The sequence below is a fragment of the Mucilaginibacter aquaedulcis genome, from assembly GCF_030409325.1.
GTDB classification, from domain to species: Bacteria; Bacteroidota; Bacteroidia; order Sphingobacteriales; family Sphingobacteriaceae; genus Mucilaginibacter; species Mucilaginibacter aquaedulcis.
In genome coordinates this window covers 1127623-1143206 of the sequence record NZ_JAUFPR010000004.1, presented here as the reverse complement: position 1 = coordinate 1143206, position 15584 = coordinate 1127623, and the positions used below count along the sequence as shown (strand labels likewise).

12 protein-coding genes are annotated in these 15584 nt (G+C 40.5%); 4 read left to right on the top strand and 8 right to left on the bottom strand.

The window, feature by feature from the left end; all coding sequences use genetic code 11:
• Nucleotides 1-8: 8 nt before the first annotated feature.
• The 3 genes from QWZ01_RS23430 (at nt 9) to QWZ01_RS23420 (ending at nt 2024) form a co-directional block, all read left to right on the top strand.
• Nucleotides 9-530, top strand: a complete 522-nt coding sequence (locus QWZ01_RS23430; RefSeq protein ID WP_290327693.1) for a hypothetical protein — start codon at nt 9-11, stop codon at nt 528-530.
• Nucleotides 511-1509, top strand: a complete 999-nt coding sequence (locus tag QWZ01_RS23425; RefSeq protein ID WP_290327691.1) for a polysaccharide deacetylase family protein — start codon at nt 511-513, stop codon at nt 1507-1509. Before QWZ01_RS23430 ends, QWZ01_RS23425 begins: the two co-directional genes overlap by 20 nt.
• A gap of 176 nt (nt 1510-1685) precedes the next feature.
• Nucleotides 1686-2024, top strand: coding sequence for a hypothetical protein (locus QWZ01_RS23420; protein ID WP_290327689.1), 339 nt, complete (start codon nt 1686-1688; stop codon nt 2022-2024).
• A gap of 3 nt (nt 2025-2027) precedes the next feature.
• Here QWZ01_RS23420 and QWZ01_RS23415 read toward each other — a convergent pair whose 3' ends face one another.
• The 4 genes from QWZ01_RS23415 to QWZ01_RS23400 form a co-directional block, all read right to left on the bottom strand.
• Complete coding sequence (locus QWZ01_RS23415; RefSeq protein WP_290327687.1) at nt 2028-2267, bottom strand: hypothetical protein; 240 nt, start codon at nt 2265-2267, stop codon at nt 2028-2030.
• Between the two features lie 120 nt (nt 2268-2387).
• The gene (gene ahcY, locus QWZ01_RS23410) at nt 2388-3704 is read right to left on the bottom strand and encodes an adenosylhomocysteinase (RefSeq protein WP_290327685.1); all 1317 of its coding nucleotides are present in this window, start codon (nt 3702-3704) and stop codon (nt 2388-2390) included.
• Nucleotides 3705-3796: 92 nt separating this feature from the next.
• Nucleotides 3797-4162: a bactofilin family protein gene (locus QWZ01_RS23405; RefSeq protein ID WP_290327683.1), complete on the bottom strand. Its 366-nt coding sequence runs from the start codon at nt 4160-4162 to the stop codon at nt 3797-3799.
• A gap of 145 nt (nt 4163-4307) precedes the next feature.
• Nucleotides 4308-5171: a M23 family metallopeptidase gene (locus QWZ01_RS23400; protein WP_290327680.1), complete on the bottom strand. Its 864-nt coding sequence runs from the start codon at nt 5169-5171 to the stop codon at nt 4308-4310.
• Nucleotides 5172-5381: 210 nt separating this feature from the next.
• Here QWZ01_RS23400 and QWZ01_RS23395 point away from each other — a divergent pair, with 210 nt between their 5' ends.
• The gene (locus tag QWZ01_RS23395; protein ID WP_290327678.1) at nt 5382-5792 is read left to right on the top strand and encodes a BrxA/BrxB family bacilliredoxin; all 411 of its coding nucleotides are present in this window, start codon (nt 5382-5384) and stop codon (nt 5790-5792) included.
• 78 nt (nt 5793-5870) lie between these two features.
• Here the strand turns inward: QWZ01_RS23395 and QWZ01_RS23390 are convergent, their stop codons facing one another.
• From QWZ01_RS23390 to QWZ01_RS23375, 4 genes are all read right to left on the bottom strand, one after another.
• Nucleotides 5871-8267 carry an ABC transporter permease gene (locus QWZ01_RS23390; RefSeq protein ID WP_290327675.1) on the bottom strand — a complete coding sequence of 799 codons (2397 nt, stop codon included), beginning with the start codon at nt 8265-8267 and terminating at the stop codon, nt 5871-5873.
• A 69-nt stretch (nt 8268-8336) separates the two neighbouring features.
• The gene (locus tag QWZ01_RS23385; RefSeq protein ID WP_290327673.1) at nt 8337-10697 is read right to left on the bottom strand and encodes an ABC transporter permease; all 2361 of its coding nucleotides are present in this window, start codon (nt 10695-10697) and stop codon (nt 8337-8339) included.
• A gap of 82 nt (nt 10698-10779) precedes the next feature.
• Nucleotides 10780-13158: an ABC transporter permease gene (locus QWZ01_RS23380; protein WP_290327671.1), complete on the bottom strand. Its 2379-nt coding sequence runs from the start codon at nt 13156-13158 to the stop codon at nt 10780-10782.
• Nucleotides 13159-13203: 45 nt separating this feature from the next.
• Complete coding sequence (locus QWZ01_RS23375; protein WP_290327669.1) at nt 13204-15576, bottom strand: ABC transporter permease; 2373 nt, start codon at nt 15574-15576, stop codon at nt 13204-13206.
• Nucleotides 15577-15584 lie beyond the last annotated feature (8 nt).

The following is a 15584-nucleotide window of genomic DNA, read 5'->3' as shown; positions in this document are numbered from 1 at the left end:
TTTAAATCATGAAACCCAAAACCTTTATCATTGAGTTTATTGTGCTGTTGGCTATTTATATAACAATACGATTGCTTGCCTCTCCACTTATTGATTTGTGGGGGAAAAAAGCCTCATTTGATATCAATTTCAATGATACTTATTACGTTATCAGCTTTGCTGTATTAGTTATCCCAGTATTTTTAATGATGGTAACCTTAATCTATTTGATTAGGGAGGGCTTTTATCGATATAAAAGAAAGCTACAAAATCTGGTGTTGGTGATCGCTAATTTTTCATTTCTCACTGTATTATATCCTTTATCTATCTTGATGGATACGACGTCCAAACCTTTGCAAAGATTTTATCAACCATCTTCGTCTTTGATGAAAACTGAATCTCTGATTAATGATCGGAGCGCTAATACGCTCTTTTTTATAAAGCAAATAACACCGGGCACTATCATCATTTTTATGCTTATATTGGTTATAACATCTATACTTACAGGCAAAAACTGGAATTTTAGCAAAAATGAACAGCAAATCCCTTAAAAACTTATTCTTATTTTTTGCCTCTATCTGCTTACAGTTAACCACACAGGCACAAGCCAATTTTCGTAAAATAGAAAACTATAAGCCATACTATGGTTGGGCACACGATGCACCGCAGGACTGGATGATACTACGCCAGTTTGAAAACGAAGGAAAAACCTATTACCTCCTCGTGAATCCTCAAACATTAGTAACAAAGATTGACGAGCCCAGTTTTTATCAGGTTAAGCCAATGAGCATTGCAGAAGCCCGGGATTTTTTCAAAAGCACACCGTATCAAAAAGCCCTGCGTAAGGCCGAAAAACAATCCATCGCTTTACAGGATGCCGGGATAGAAAGCGGTATCCCAAAAGAAACAGGAATTAGTTTAACTGCTGATCTCTGCCCTTCGCATCGCCCTTTAGATAGGCGGATATTTACTGATATTTTCACGGAGTTTCAAAAAGTGGAGCGTCCGGCACCTATCGCGTTATCCGTTACCGGCGTTTGGATGCGCCAACACCCTCAGGATCTGGAATGGCTTAAACAAATGCAAGCCAAGCGCGAAATTTATATCACCTGGATAAATCATTCTTTCAACCATAGGGTGAGTATGAAAGCACCATTAAAAGAAAACTTTTTACTGGAACCTGGCACCGATATGAATTATGAGATACTGGAAACAGAAAAGGCCATGCTCAAAAACGGATTGCTACCTTCAGTGTTTTTCAGGTTTCCGGGTCTGGTATCTGACCAGCAGCTGGTATATAAGCTAACCGATTACGGCCTTATCCCCATAGGCACCGATGCATGGCTTGCAAAAGGGCAGCAACCACAGGCGGGCAGTATTGTGTTGATACATGGCAACGGTAATGAACCTACCGGTGTTAACGATTTTATAAAATTGTTGCAATCTGAAGCTGGCTCCATTGCAAAAAAACAGTGGTTACTGTATGATCTGCGCGAAAGCGTGGAAGAAGAATTTGAAGGGACCAACTGAGAAAATCACCTTCCAAAGCTTGTAAAATACTGATACTCTGGTATACAAAATGCTTGTTATGGTTTACAATTTGCGATAAAAAATTGACTTATAATTAATTAATGAACATATTTAGCTAACCTTTTACAATAGGGGATTATAAAAAATCGCTAACCCTTTTGCAAAATACCTGCGATATGACCGAATATGTAAATCAGCTCAACGAACTCAACGAACTGCTGAATGATCTGGTAGAGTACTCGCCATCAAACAGCTATCTGCTGCAATGCCTGTTAAAAAGGTACGATGCTGTTATTGAACAGTTATATTGCATGAGCAACAGCAAGTTTCAAGCATCTGTTGAAACTATCGGCATTTTGGAACAGTGCATTAGTCAAATTTTTTCCAAAACCGTTTCCGGCAACAAAAAGAAAAGCATTTACCTCACCGCTAAGCATATTCTAAAAACTTCTATTTATATCGATTTAAGGAACTACAAACAGCACCTGCTACTTGATCATATTATTTATAATTGAGGTTTAATTTAGTCGATTTTGCTCTTTTCCAGAATTAATAATTCCTTTAATTACTGCAATCAAAATCAATAACACTAAATGAACACCTGTAAGAAATATTAGCATCATTCCAGGACCTAAACTTGCACCTCCTGTGCCTAAGAATTCAAAAATATACCACCAACCAATAACGTTGTAAATAATAATCAACATTATATTAATAGAATAAAACCGACTTGACTTGTGATTAATGATTTGTTTCATTAAAAAATATAAAACACCAATTACAATGAAGATAAAAGCAAGCATATGATCTATTTGAACTAACAAAAAAGGCATGATCCTAAAACCATGCCTTTTAACTTTTGAATTTTTACTTTTGAATTAGTATCTGTAGTATTCAGGTTTAAACGGACCTTCAACAGTTACACCAATGTACTCAGCCTGATCCTGGTCTAAAACTTCCAGCTCAACACCAATTTTGGCAAGGTGCAGGCGGGCTACTTTTTCATCAAGATGTTTTGGCAGGGTATATACTTCGTTCTTGTAAGCAGAACCATTTGTCCAAAGCTCTAACTGAGCCAAAGTTTGGTTGGTGAATGAGTTACTCATTACAAAGCTTGGGTGACCTGTTGCGCAACCTAAATTCACCAAACGGCCTTCGGCCAAAACAATAACATCGCTGCCATCAATGGTGTATTTATCAACTTGTGGTTTAATTTCAATTTTGGTATTGCCATAGGCTTTGTTTAACCAGGCCATATCAATTTCGTTATCAAAGTGACCGATGTTACAAACAATGGCTTTGTCTTTCAACGCGCGGAAATGCTCTTCGCGAACAATGTTTTTATTACCGGTTGCAGTAACTACAATGTCGGCTTCTTTAATAGCAGTGCCTAATTTTTTAACCTCAAAACCTTCCATAGCTGCCTGTAACGCGCAGATAGGATCAATTTCGGTAACAATAACACGTACACCTGAGTTACGCAAGCTATCTGCCGAGCCTTTACCTACGTCGCCATAACCACAAACAACGGCAACTTTACCAGCCATCATCACGTCAGTAGCACGACGGATTGCATCAACCAACGATTCGCGGCAGCCGTATTTGTTGTCAAATTTTGATTTAGTAACTGAGTCGTTAACGTTAATAGCAGGCATTGGCAAAGTACCGGCTTTCATACGCTCGTATAAACGATGTACACCAGTAGTAGTTTCTTCAGATAAACCTTTTATTTCGGCAATAAGCTCAGGGTATTTATCTAATACCATGTTGGTTAAATCACCTCCATCATCTAAAATCATGTTTAGTGGTTTGCGATCTTCACCAAAGAATAAGGTTTGCTCAATACACCAGTCAAACTCTTCGGCATTCATACCTTTCCAGGCATAAACAGAGGTACCGGCAGCAGCAATTGCAGCAGCAGCATGATCCTGGGTTGAGAATATATTACATGACGACCAAGTAACTTCGGCGCCAAGTTCAATTAAAGTTTCAATTAAAACAGCGGTTTGGATGGTCATGTGTAAGCAACCTGCAATACGCGCACCTTTTAAAGGTTGTGACGGTCCATACTCTTTACGCAAAGCCATCAGGCCAGGCATTTCGGCTTCGGCGAGTTCAATTTCCTTGCGGCCCCAATCGGCCAGTGATAAGTCTTTTACTTTGTATTTAACGAATGCAGTTTCTACTGATGACATAACATTTCAATTTTGAAATGCAAAGTTAACTTATAAAAATATCAAAATGAAATGCGAGCCATTTCTCAATAATTAAACATTAACCTAAAAGATCATTTATCAGCAGTTTGCATAGAGAGACGGCCGTTGTAAACGCCACCGGTTTCTACCATTAGGGCTTGGGTTTTTATTTCGCCGGTAATTTTACCGGTTGCCTTAATCTCCAGCGAATCGGTTTGGATATCACCTTTTACTGTACCGTAAACCACAATTTCTTTAGTATCAATGTTGCCGATAACCAATGCCTTTTCACCAAGTATAAGGCCCTCATCAATATTTACATTCCCGTTCACTTGTCCGTCGATACGCGCAAAGGCAGGGGCTTTAATATTGCCATCTAAAATGGTACCATCGCTTATAAGGGTTGATATAGCTTGCAGATCAAGCGCAACTTTGTCTTTTTTACCAAAAATAGCCATGTTGAGTTTGGAAACTTTTTAGGTTAGATGTTTTACGTCCGACGTTTTACGTTTTTTACACACTTTGGGTTGTGTGTTTCATCTTACTTTCAAATTTTTACCAAAAAACGTCAACACGTATCACGTAAAACGTATTACGTACAACCTACTTATTAAGCGTCAAGAAATTAACGGGATTTATCGGGTGGCCGTTTTTGCGCACTTCATAGTGCAAATGCGCCCCGGTTGAGTGTCCGGTTGAACCTACCAAACCTATCTCGTCGCCAACATTTACTTCCTGGCCTACTTTTACCTTAATGCGTGACAAATGCCCGTAAACAGTTTCAAGGTTGTTGATATGAGCTATCCGGATACAATTTCCATATCCACCACTCCAGCCGGCAAAAACAACCTTACCGCTCGCGGTGCATTTTACCTCATCACCTTTGTGTCCTTTAAAATCGATACCAGGGTGAAATTCGGCGCGGCCATCATCAAAAGGATCGCTCCGGTATCCAAAAAATGAAGTAAAAGAGCTTACCCGCGGATAGCCCATAGGTGTAAAGGCTATGGTACCTACCAGCCTGTTTAAATAATCATTATATAATGAATAAACTTCTTTGTCGGAAAGCTTATTTCCTTCTGCATTGGCATCACCGCCAAGCCCTTTGGTTGAAAAACCTTTTAAGCCCCGTCTTTTTAAATAACCGTTAATGGTTTTGAGCTTGCCTTCAATAGCCTGAATGTATGACTGGGCATTAACTTCCTTACTTTCAACAGCAACTACAGGGATAGCTCCCTTAAGCTTTACTATCTGGGCAAGCAGCCTTTGTTTTTCCAGTTCCTGTTTTGAATTTTGCGATCTTAGGTAAATAATAACACCAATTAATACCAGTACTACCGATACAATGCTGTATGCGTAGTGCCATATTCTGTTAATATGTTTTGTTTTTATCTGTAAAGATTTGGTGTGCTGTTGGTTCTTGTTAATAATAACAACTGTACTAATGTCGGAGGGCTTTTTGTTCATCAAGTTCGTTAATTAGGGGCAGCAAGATACTTATTACCCTTAATAATATAACGCCTGTTTTAAATAAAACTTGTGGGAATAAACAAATTAACGGTTGCGTTTCCGTACGCGGGCATCGTCAGCAAATTGTTATTATTATGATTTATAGATACAAACTGTTAATCATTTATTATTTTTGTATTAGGTAAATTTTAGTGTAAATAAAAAATTATGTATCCAGAATATTTAGTTGCCCCAATGCGGGAAGATTTAACAAGAGTTGGCTTTGAGGAGTTGAAAGATGCTGAAGCTGTAAAGCAAGCTATTGAAAGTGAAGGAACTGTATTTGTAATGGTTAATTCTGTTTGCGGTTGTGCCGCAGCAAACGCTCGCCCGGCAGCAAGAATTGCAGCAGCTAATGAAAAACACCCTACTAAACTGGTAACAGTTTTTGCAGGTATGGAGAAAGATGCTGTTGATACTGCACGTAACTACATGTTGCCTTATCCTCCATCTTCACCAGCAATGGCATTATTTAAAGATGGTAAACTGGTACATATGATAGAGCGCCATCAGATAGAAGGCCGCCCTGCCCAAATGATTGCCGATAACCTGATTGGTGCATTTGAACAATATTGCTAATTAAGCTAAAGGCATAAAAGCAAAAAGCTGAATGGGTAATCCTTTCAGCTTTTTTTATGGTTTATAATTTTTAAGAGCTTACTCTGTTTTTAAACTTTTAACCGGGTTGGTAAGTGCAGCGGAAATACTCTGATAACTTACCGTAACCAAAGTAATAATGATAGCCCCTACACCTGTTACGGCAAATATCCACCATGACAGATCTGCCCGGTATTGGTAATTTTGAAGCCAGCCATGCATAAAGTAATAGGCCACAGGTATGGCAATACCCAATGATATTATTACCAGTGCCACAAAGTCTTTAGACATTAACCGCCACAGGCTAAATACCGATGCACCAAGCACTTTGCGCACGCCAATCTCTTTGGTACGCTGCTCTGCCATGAATGAGGCCATTCCAAACAATCCCATACAGCTAATGAATATAGCCAGCAGGGTAAAAAAGCCGGCCAGCTTTCCTATCCGTGTTTCTCCATCAAACTTTTTGGCATATTCCTCATCTGCGAATTTATAATCAAACGGCGCTGCAGGTGCATATTTCTGGTATATGACAGCAATTTTATCGAGCGCTTCATGTGTGCTCATACGCGGGTTGATCCTGATGTTTACAACGCCCTGAGGATCTTTATCAAGAAAAAAGAAAGTTTGTTTAACCGGTTCATAGGGCGATGACATAAGCATATCCTTAATAACCCCAATCACGTGGTATGGCTTGCCATCTGTGGTTACAATTTCGCCAACCGGTTTTTTAAAGTTCATGAACTTTGCAGCTGCCTCATTGATCACGATAGCGTTTGAATCAGTTTTAAATGCTACTGAAAAATCACGCCCATCTTTAAACTGCCAGCCTACTGTTTTGCCAAAATCGGGCGATAAACCTACAGTTGCAAAATCATCCAGCATCCCTGCGGGTTTTCCTCTCCAATCAAAGCCACTGTTGTTGCTCCATACACCAGTAACCGGACTGCCCGACTCTGCGGTTTCTACAACAGCTCCTGACTTTATCAGTTCATCCTTAAAAGCAACGTAATGATTATGAATATCGTTCGTTTTCTGCACCAGATAAACCAACCCCTCCCGGCTGTAGCCAATGGGCCTGTTCTTGGCATATTGTATCTGCTTAAAAACAATGAGTGTACCTATTATAAGGGTTACCGAAACGCTAAACTGCAAAACTACCAATACCTTACGTGGTATAGCAGCCAGCCGCCCTGCTTTAAATGTTCCTTTTAAAACCTTTATAGGCTTAAACGATGATAGATAAAGTGCAGGGTAACTACCGGCGACCAGCCCCGCTATCAGGCTAAAAACCAGGCTAAGCATCCAAAACCAGGGGTTTCCCCATAACACTGCCATTTTTTTATCGGCAACACCATTAAACCATGGCAGGGTAAGCAGTACCAATACTATTGAAAAAACAAAGGCAAAGGCCACTATGAGCAAGGATTCCATAAAAAACTGCCCGATAAGCTGTATCCGCTGTGAACCTATGGCTTTACGGATACCTACTTCCTTGGCCCTTTTCTCAGACCTGGCGGTGCTCAGGTTCATGAAGTTGATACAGGCCAACAATAACACAAACACACCTATAATGGCAAACATCCAAACAAATTGTATAGCGCCACCCATATTTACTCCGTTTTTAAACTCCGAGTATAAGTGCCATTTGTACATGGGGTGCAAAAACACGGCAGGTTTAAAATCGGCTCCTAATTTGTCGCCCTGTGCTGCTATATTGATAAGTTTAACATTCTTGATCTTGGCCGATACCTTATCAACATCGGCATTGGGTGCCATCTGCGCAAATATTTGCCATGAGTTATTACCCCAGCGGGTAGCGGCATTTTTGAGCCATGGCATGGTTGTCATGTACAGATCCCATGGTGCAAAAAAGGTAACTTCTCTAAATTCGGTATTATTAGGCATATCCTCATAAACACCGGTTACTTTTACCACCCATTGGTTATCAATCTTTAATGTTTTGTTAATTGGATCGGCATCACCAAAAAGTGTTTTTGCCAATGAAGCGGAAATCATGATAGATGACAAATCCTTTAGCCCTGCACGCGTTCCCTTAAGCATTTTCAGCGTAAGTATTTCAGTCATTTCCGGCTGCACATAGTTACCCAGCTTGGTGAATTTTTTATCGCCGTTGGTAATGATATGCTCCATTGTCCATGTAGAAAGTGCCACATATTTAAAATCGCTTGTGTAAGCTTCACGCAGCTTTAGCCCTAATGGAATAGGCATGGCTGTTTGGCTGCCCACATCGCCGTTAAACGTTTGGTGCTGCCATACCTGCACAATACGATCGTAGTTTTTGAAGTATTTATTGTAAGATAACTCATCCCAGATCCAAAGACCGATAAGCATGGCCACTGCCATACCTACCGATAGACCAACCACATTGATAAAGGTGTGTGCTTTATTCTTTATCAGGTTACGCCAGGCAATTTTTAAATAATTCTTTAACATAACAATCAGGTTATTAGTTCAATTGTTCATTAGTTCATCCGTTGTTGTTCTCCTTACTCTTTCACCTTTTTATTCGCTACGTAAACTTTTTACCGGGTTGGCCATAGCTGCTTTAACAGCCTGAAAGCTTACCGTTATTAACGTAATGATTATAGAGCCGGCACCGGCAAAAGCAAATATCCACCAGGAAATTGCTGCTTTGTACTGGTAGCCCTGCAACCAGTGCTGCATAAAGTAATAAGCTAATGGTATGGCTATAAGCAGCGATATAAAAACCAACACTACAAACTCGGTTGATAACAGTCGCCACAAATTGGCTACCGATGCGCCAAGCACTTTGCGTACTCCAATTTCCTTAACACGCTGCTCAGCTACAAATGATGCCAACCCAAATAAGCCCAGGCATGAAATAAAGATAGCCAATACCGCGAATGTAGAAGCTAAATTACCGATGCGCTCCTCATCAGAAAATTTGTTAGCGTATTCATCATCGTTAAATTTATATTCAAAAGGGCTGCCGGGGTTGTATTTTTTAAAAACCGGCTCAATTTTGCTCAAAGCTTCACGTATAGGCATATTTGGCTTTATACGTACAGTGATCCAGTTAACCCAAGCCGGATCCATAAAAAATACGGTACTTACAGTTTTTTCATAGGGCGATTGCATAACCATATCTTTTGCTACACCTACAATTACGTGGTTACTGCCTTTCCAACGCATGATTTTACCTATCGGATCTTTAATCCCGCTCACTTTAAGAGCCGATTCATTAAGTATAACGGAGTTTGTATCGGTAGGGAAACTACGTGAAAAATCGCGGCCCTGTAATATCTTCCATCCAACGGTGTGGCCAAAATCATAGGTTACGCTTATAGTGCCAAAGGTAGGATCGTACCCAGGTGCTCTACCAACCCAATCAAAACCACCATTATTTGCCCAGATCTGGGTTGTTGTGCTGTTTGATTCGGCCATGTCCTCTACCGCTCCGGTTTGCAGCAGATCGGAACGCATTACTTCGTAATGACCGTAAATATCGGGGGTGTTCATTTCAACAGAAATAAGACCGGCACGTGTGTAGCCAACAGGGCGGTCTTTAGCAAACTGAATTTGCCTTAAAACAATGATGGTTCCGATAATTAAAACAATAGATACTGTAAATTGCACTACTACCAGCACCTTGCGCGGAATAGCGGCAACACGGCCAACCCTGAATGTTCCCTTTAAAACCTTTACCGGATTAAACGCCGACAAATAAAACGCCGGGTAACTGCTCGAAATCAGACCTGTAAAAATAGTGAAGCCTAAAGTCAGCAGCCAAAACAAGGGGTTACCCCAGGGGATAGAAACCGCTTTATCAGCAATATGATTAAAATAGGGAATAGTTAACAGTACAATTACAATGGTTAATATCAATGATAAGGCTACTACCAATAAAGACTCGCTTAAAAACTGCCCTATAAGTTGTTTCCTAAGCGAACCTATAGCTTTGCGTATCCCCACTTCTTTTGCCCGTTTCTCGCTTTTGGCGGTACTTAGGTTCATAAAATTGATGCAGGCCAATAGCAATACAAATAAACCTATAATGCCAAATAACCACACAAACTCTATGCGCCCGCCGGCAGCTATTCCGTTTTTAAAATCGCTGTATAAATGCCATTTACACATGGGATGAACCTGAATAGTTTCATCGTTCATTTTAAAATGCGGTTTGGTAATGTTCCTGATCTTAGCCGATACGTTATCAAACCTGGCATGATCATTCATCAGCACAAATAAATGGCTGCCATGATTGTCCCATGCTTGCAACTGTGTACTCCACCAGTTTGCCGCGTTATTCCAGGGCAACATAAACTTTGTTTGGTAAAATGTGGTATTATGAGGCAGATCCTCAAATACACCAATTACCTTCATATCCGTTTTATTATCGATGCGTACGGTTTTATTGATGGGATCTGCATCACCAAATAACGCTTTGGCAACTGATTGCGATAGCATAAATGACGAAGGATCTTTAAAGCTCGAATAGCTGCCTTTTACCATATTCAGTGATAGGATAGCAGGCATATCAGCCTCGGCCCACATCCCGGTTTGAGATATCTTTTTATCGCCAACCGCTAATATATGAGCGCTCTCCCAGGTAAGGGCCGTTAACTTAAAATCTCCCGCATATTTAGTACGAAGTTCATTACTCAATGGTACAACGGTCGACCCAAATGTACCCGTTTCGCCATTATTGGTTTGGGTAACCATGATTTGGCCTACGCGATCATAGTTTTTATGATATCTATCAAACGACAGCTCATCCCATACCCAAAGACCGATGAGCATTGCTATTGCCATACCTACCGATAGGCCTATCAAGTTTATAGCCGAATGAACCTTGTTTTTAGTAAGGTTGCGCCATGCAATTTTTAAATAATTCCTGATCATGACCGTTAGTTTATTGGTTCGATTGTTTATTAGTTCATTGGTACATTGCTTTAGGCTTTACGCCTTCTGCTTTTAGCTTTTTTTACTCGCTTCTTAAACTTTTTACCGGGTTGGCCAGTGCCGCTTTAACGGCCTGAAAGCTTACCGTTAACAATGTGATCAAAACGGCCCCAAATGCCGTTATCACAAATATGCACCCCGAAAGCTCTGCCCGATAGGTATAATGCTGCAACCAGCTGCGCATAAAATAAAGCGCTATTGGCATGGCTATAAATAATGATATGAGTACAAGCGTTACAAAATCTTTAGACATGAGTCGCCATAAACCAAACACTGATGCACCCAGTACCTTGCGTACGCCTATCTCTTTCACCCGCTGCTCGGCCATGAACGAGGCCATACCGAACAAGCCAAGGCAACTGATAAATATGGCAAGGCCCGAAAAACATCCTGCAAGCTTACCAACACGCTCTTCGGCCGCGAATTTTTTGGCATATTCATCATCAGCAAACTTATAGGAGAATGGGACTGAGGGAGAGTATATTTTACAGACTGCGGCTATTTTATCAAGCGCATCATGAGTACTTGAATTAGGGTTGATCTTTATTAATACATTATCAAAATTGCGGCCTATGCGGAAAATGGTTTGTTTAACCGGTTCATACGGTGATTCCATCACCATATCTTTTACCACACCAACCACTGTCATATCCCTCTTGCCTATTCTTATTACTTCGCCAACCGGATTTTTAAGGTTCATATGCTTCACCGCCGCCTGGTTTAATACCACTGCAGCTGAATCTGTAAGGAACTGCCTTGAAAAATCGCGCCCCTGAACAAACTGCCATCCCACCGTTTTACCATATTCGGCAGTAACAGCGATATTACCAAAAAAGGAAGTCAGAGAAGGATCTTTTCCTTTCCAGCTAATATCACCCCGGTTATTATATACCCCGGTAGTGGGGCTTGTTGATTCTGCAACTTCGGCCACTGCTCCCGAATTGATCAGGTCTGTACGCAATGCTTCAAAATGTTTATGCAAGTCGTCATTGGTTACTTCAATATTTACTAACCCATCGCGACTATAGCCTACCGGGCGATTTTTAGCAAACTGAATTTGTTTAAAAACTATAACGGTGCCAATGATGAGAACTACCGAAACCACAAACTGAACTACCACTAACACCTTACGGGGTACAGCAGCCAAACGCCCAACTTTAAACGTTCCCTTCAAAACCTTTACCGGGCTAAATGACGACAGATAAAAGGCAGGATAGCTCCCTGCAATTATTCCGGTAAATAAAGTGAACCCTACACAGGCCATCCAAAACACAGGTGCATCCCATAAAATGGATACGTTTTTGTTTGATATTTCATTAAAATACGGAACTGCCACCCACACCAATAAGATAGCCAGTGTAAAAGCCAGTACTGAAATGAGTACCGATTCGCAGAAAAACTGTTTAATTAGCTGGTTTCTGATTGAACCCACAGCTTTGCGTATCCCTACTTCTTTAGCCCTTTTTTCGCTTCGGGCTGTGCTTAAATTCATGAAATTGATACAGGCCAGTAACAGCACAAACACCCCAATTGTACCAAACAACCAAACATACTGAATAGCGCCACCCGTATTTTCTCCGTTTTTAAATTCAGAATACAAATGCCATTTACTCATAGGCTGCAAAAAGAGTACTGGCTTAAACCTTAAATCCTCTTTAGCCATATGGTTGAGCTTTACATCTTTTATTTTGGCCGATACTTTTGTCATATCTGCCTTATCAGCCATTTGCACATACATGAACAGCGAATTATCACCCCAATCTGTTGGTGATCTTTGATTTTCAGGCACATTGATGTAATAATCCCAGGGACCTATGAAAGCTACATCATGCAGGGTGGTGTTAGCGGGCAGATTTTCATAAACACCTGAAATTGTAAAATCAGCTTTATTATCAAGCTTAATAAGTTTGTTGATGGGATCGGCATTACCAAATAATGCCCTGGCAACTGATTGGGAGATGAGGATTGACGAAGGTCCTTTTAACCCTTTGCGGGTTCCCCTTATCATATTCAACGAAAATATTTCAGGAGCCTCCTCACCCATAAAATTGCCTAAAAAAGAAACATTTTTATCTCCAACAATTAAAACATGTTTCTCTGTCCATGATGATAAAGCGATATGTTTAAAATCGCTCCCATAACTCTTGCGCAATTCAGCATCAAGCGGTAACGGAATTGTATTGCCCGTGTTTATGCCGCCATTCAGGGTTTCCTGTTGCATAACCGCAGCAATACGATCATAGTTTTGGTGATATTTATCAAATGATAATTCATCCCAGATCCAAAGACCAATGAGCATGGCCACAGCCATCCCAACCGATAATCCGGCAATGTTAATAAAGGTATGTGCCTTATTTTTCACCAGATTACGCCAGGCTATTTTTAGATAGTTTCTTAACATGATCCTTTTAAACTCTAAAACCAATTATTAAATTCTAAATGCCGGTTATTCGCTCCTTAAGCTTTTTATGGGGTTAATTAATGCTGCTTTCAGGGCCTGGAAACTTATGGTTGCCATGGCTATGAATACGATTATCACTCCAGAAAGCGCGAACATCCACCATTGTATAGGCGTACGGTAGGCAAAACTCTGCAGCCAGTGGCTCATTGCATACCATGATGCAGGTAAGGCAATACATAATGAAATAATGATCAGCAATAAAAACTCTACAGATAATAGTGAGAATAATGAACTAATGCTTGCCCCTAACACTTTGCGGATACCGATCTCCTTAATGCGTTGCTCAGCAGTGAACATGGCCAATCCCAGCAGGCCAAGGCATGATATAAATATGGCCAGGAAGGCAAACGCGTTTGATAGCTTGGTTACTATTTGTTCATTGTGGTACAGTTTCATATACTCTTCGTCAGAAAAACTGTAGCTGAATGGGAACGCCGGGTTAATTTGTTTATAAAGGCTTTCGATACTGGCCAGCGCTTCCTTGGTTTTGCCGGGTTGTGTTTTTATCAATATATTACCATACTTTTCCTGTTCGCCATAACGAAGTATCAACGGCTGAATTTGCTCATGCATTGATTTAAAGTGAAAATCCTTGATCACACCTATAATGGTTCCTTTTTTGCCCCACATGGTGATCGGTTTACCTATAGGATCGGCATATTTGATCCTTTTAAGTCCGGCTTCATTGATGATATACCCAACTGAATCTGTAGCAAAATCTTTTGAAAAATCGCGCCCTCCAACCAACTTCAATTTCATGGTCTTTACAAAATCATAACCAATTGAGGCTTGTGTAAATTCAATATTTATATTAGGATCTTTACCTTCCCAGTTTACCCCACCTGTACTGCTTCCGATATCAGTAGGAGTATTAGTGATACGGGTGACAGATTGTACGCCCGGCATACGCAATGCCTCATCCTTGAATGTACTGTATTTGCCGATAAGCTCACCACTCATGGGTATATACAGGAGATTTTCACGATCATACCCCAGGTTTTTAGACTGTACATAATCCATCTGTTTCGACACAATTATGGTGGCTGTTATCAATATAACCGACAGTGAAAACTGAAATATAACCAAGCCCTTACGGAATAGGGTTGTACCCGAATCAAGTTTCAGTGTTCCTTTTAAAACCCTTACAGGATTAAATGACGATAAAAACAAGGCGGGATAACTACCAGATATTAAACCTGTAGTTAAAGTAATGAGAACTAACTTTATCCAAAAACCAGGTTGATTAAAAGGCAGATCGATCTCCTTTAGGGTAACATGGTTAAACACCGGCAGCAGCAGTACCAGCAGTACCAATGCAATTATTACAGCTAAGGAGGTTACCAATAATGATTCACCTATAAACTGTTTGATCAGCACCGAACGCACGGCACCTACTACTTTACGTACCCCAATTTCGCGCGCACGTTTAACCGATCGTGCTGTGGTCAGGTTCATGAAATTGATACAGGCTATCAGCAATATGAAAATAGCTACAATGGTAAATAAGTGTACATACTCAATGCGGCCGCCCTCAATTTTGCCATTGGCCAAATTGCCATGCAGGTATACATCGCCAAAGCGTTGCAGACCAAGCTCTTCGGTAAAGGTTCCTTTCTTTTGATCTTTGTTTAAATTATCCAGAAAATGAGTTACCTTTTTTTCAACCAATGCAGGATTAGCATCTGCACGCAACATTACCATAGCTAACGGACCGTTGTTGCCCCAGTCTTTCGCCCATCCGCTCTCATCTAAAAAAGTAAACCAGTTTATGATGTAATCCAACTTTTGGGAAGCCTCCCTTGGTACATCTTCAAATACAGCCGTTACCTTAAAGTCCTTTTTATTTTCGTAACGAATTGTCTTGCCTAAAGCTTGCTGCGGGTCCCCAAAAAAAGCTATGGCCATTTTGCGAGAAATGGAAATACTCACCGGCGAGTTTAAAGCCGTTTGAGCATTGCCTTGCAATAAGGGAAAGCTGAACATCTTAAAAAAATCGGTACCGGCAAAGCCACCATCCATTTTCAATATTTTAGTGCCTACCTGGAAAGTATATTTATCGTTAAAATCAGCATTGATGGCATACTCAACTTCAGGAATCTGTTTTTTCATTTCATCGGCCAGCAAACCGGGCACGTTATACTGCCCAACAACCTTGTTATCATAATACTGCCGCTCAATTACAGAATATAACCGTGAACCATTTTTATGAAAGGCATCAACCTCTACCTCATTTTGCACCCACAACAAAATAAGCAAGCTACAGGCCAGCCCTACCGATAGGCCAGCAATATTAATAAACGTGTGCGCCTTGTTTTTTATCAAGTTGCGCCAGGCTGTTTTTAGATAATTCCTGATCATGATTCTCT

Excerpts from the sequence above, each read along its gene's own strand:
- QWZ01_RS23430 (WP_290327693.1), top strand. The coding sequence starts at position 9 with ATGAAACCCAAAACCTTTATCATTGAGTTTATTGTGCTGTTGGCTATT.
- QWZ01_RS23425 (WP_290327691.1), top strand. The coding sequence starts at position 511 with ATGAACAGCAAATCCCTTAAAAACTTATTCTTATTTTTTGCCTCTATC.
- QWZ01_RS23420 (WP_290327689.1), top strand. The coding sequence starts at position 1,686 with ATGACCGAATATGTAAATCAGCTCAACGAACTCAACGAACTGCTGAAT.
- QWZ01_RS23415 (WP_290327687.1), bottom strand. The coding sequence starts at position 2,267 with ATGAAACAAATCATTAATCACAAGTCAAGTCGGTTTTATTCTATTAAT.
- ahcY (WP_290327685.1), bottom strand. The coding sequence starts at position 3,704 with ATGTCATCAGTAGAAACTGCATTCGTTAAATACAAAGTAAAAGACTTA.
- QWZ01_RS23405 (WP_290327683.1), bottom strand. The coding sequence starts at position 4,162 with ATGGCTATTTTTGGTAAAAAAGACAAAGTTGCGCTTGATCTGCAAGCT.
- QWZ01_RS23400 (WP_290327680.1), bottom strand. The coding sequence starts at position 5,171 with ATGAACAAAAAGCCCTCCGACATTAGTACAGTTGTTATTATTAACAAG.
- QWZ01_RS23395 (WP_290327678.1), top strand. The coding sequence starts at position 5,382 with ATGTATCCAGAATATTTAGTTGCCCCAATGCGGGAAGATTTAACAAGA.
- QWZ01_RS23390 (WP_290327675.1), bottom strand. The coding sequence starts at position 8,267 with ATGTTAAAGAATTATTTAAAAATTGCCTGGCGTAACCTGATAAAGAAT.
- QWZ01_RS23385 (WP_290327673.1), bottom strand. The coding sequence starts at position 10,697 with ATGATCAGGAATTATTTAAAAATTGCATGGCGCAACCTTACTAAAAAC.
- QWZ01_RS23380 (WP_290327671.1), bottom strand. The coding sequence starts at position 13,158 with ATGTTAAGAAACTATCTAAAAATAGCCTGGCGTAATCTGGTGAAAAAT.
- QWZ01_RS23375 (WP_290327669.1), bottom strand. The coding sequence starts at position 15,576 with ATGATCAGGAATTATCTAAAAACAGCCTGGCGCAACTTGATAAAAAAC.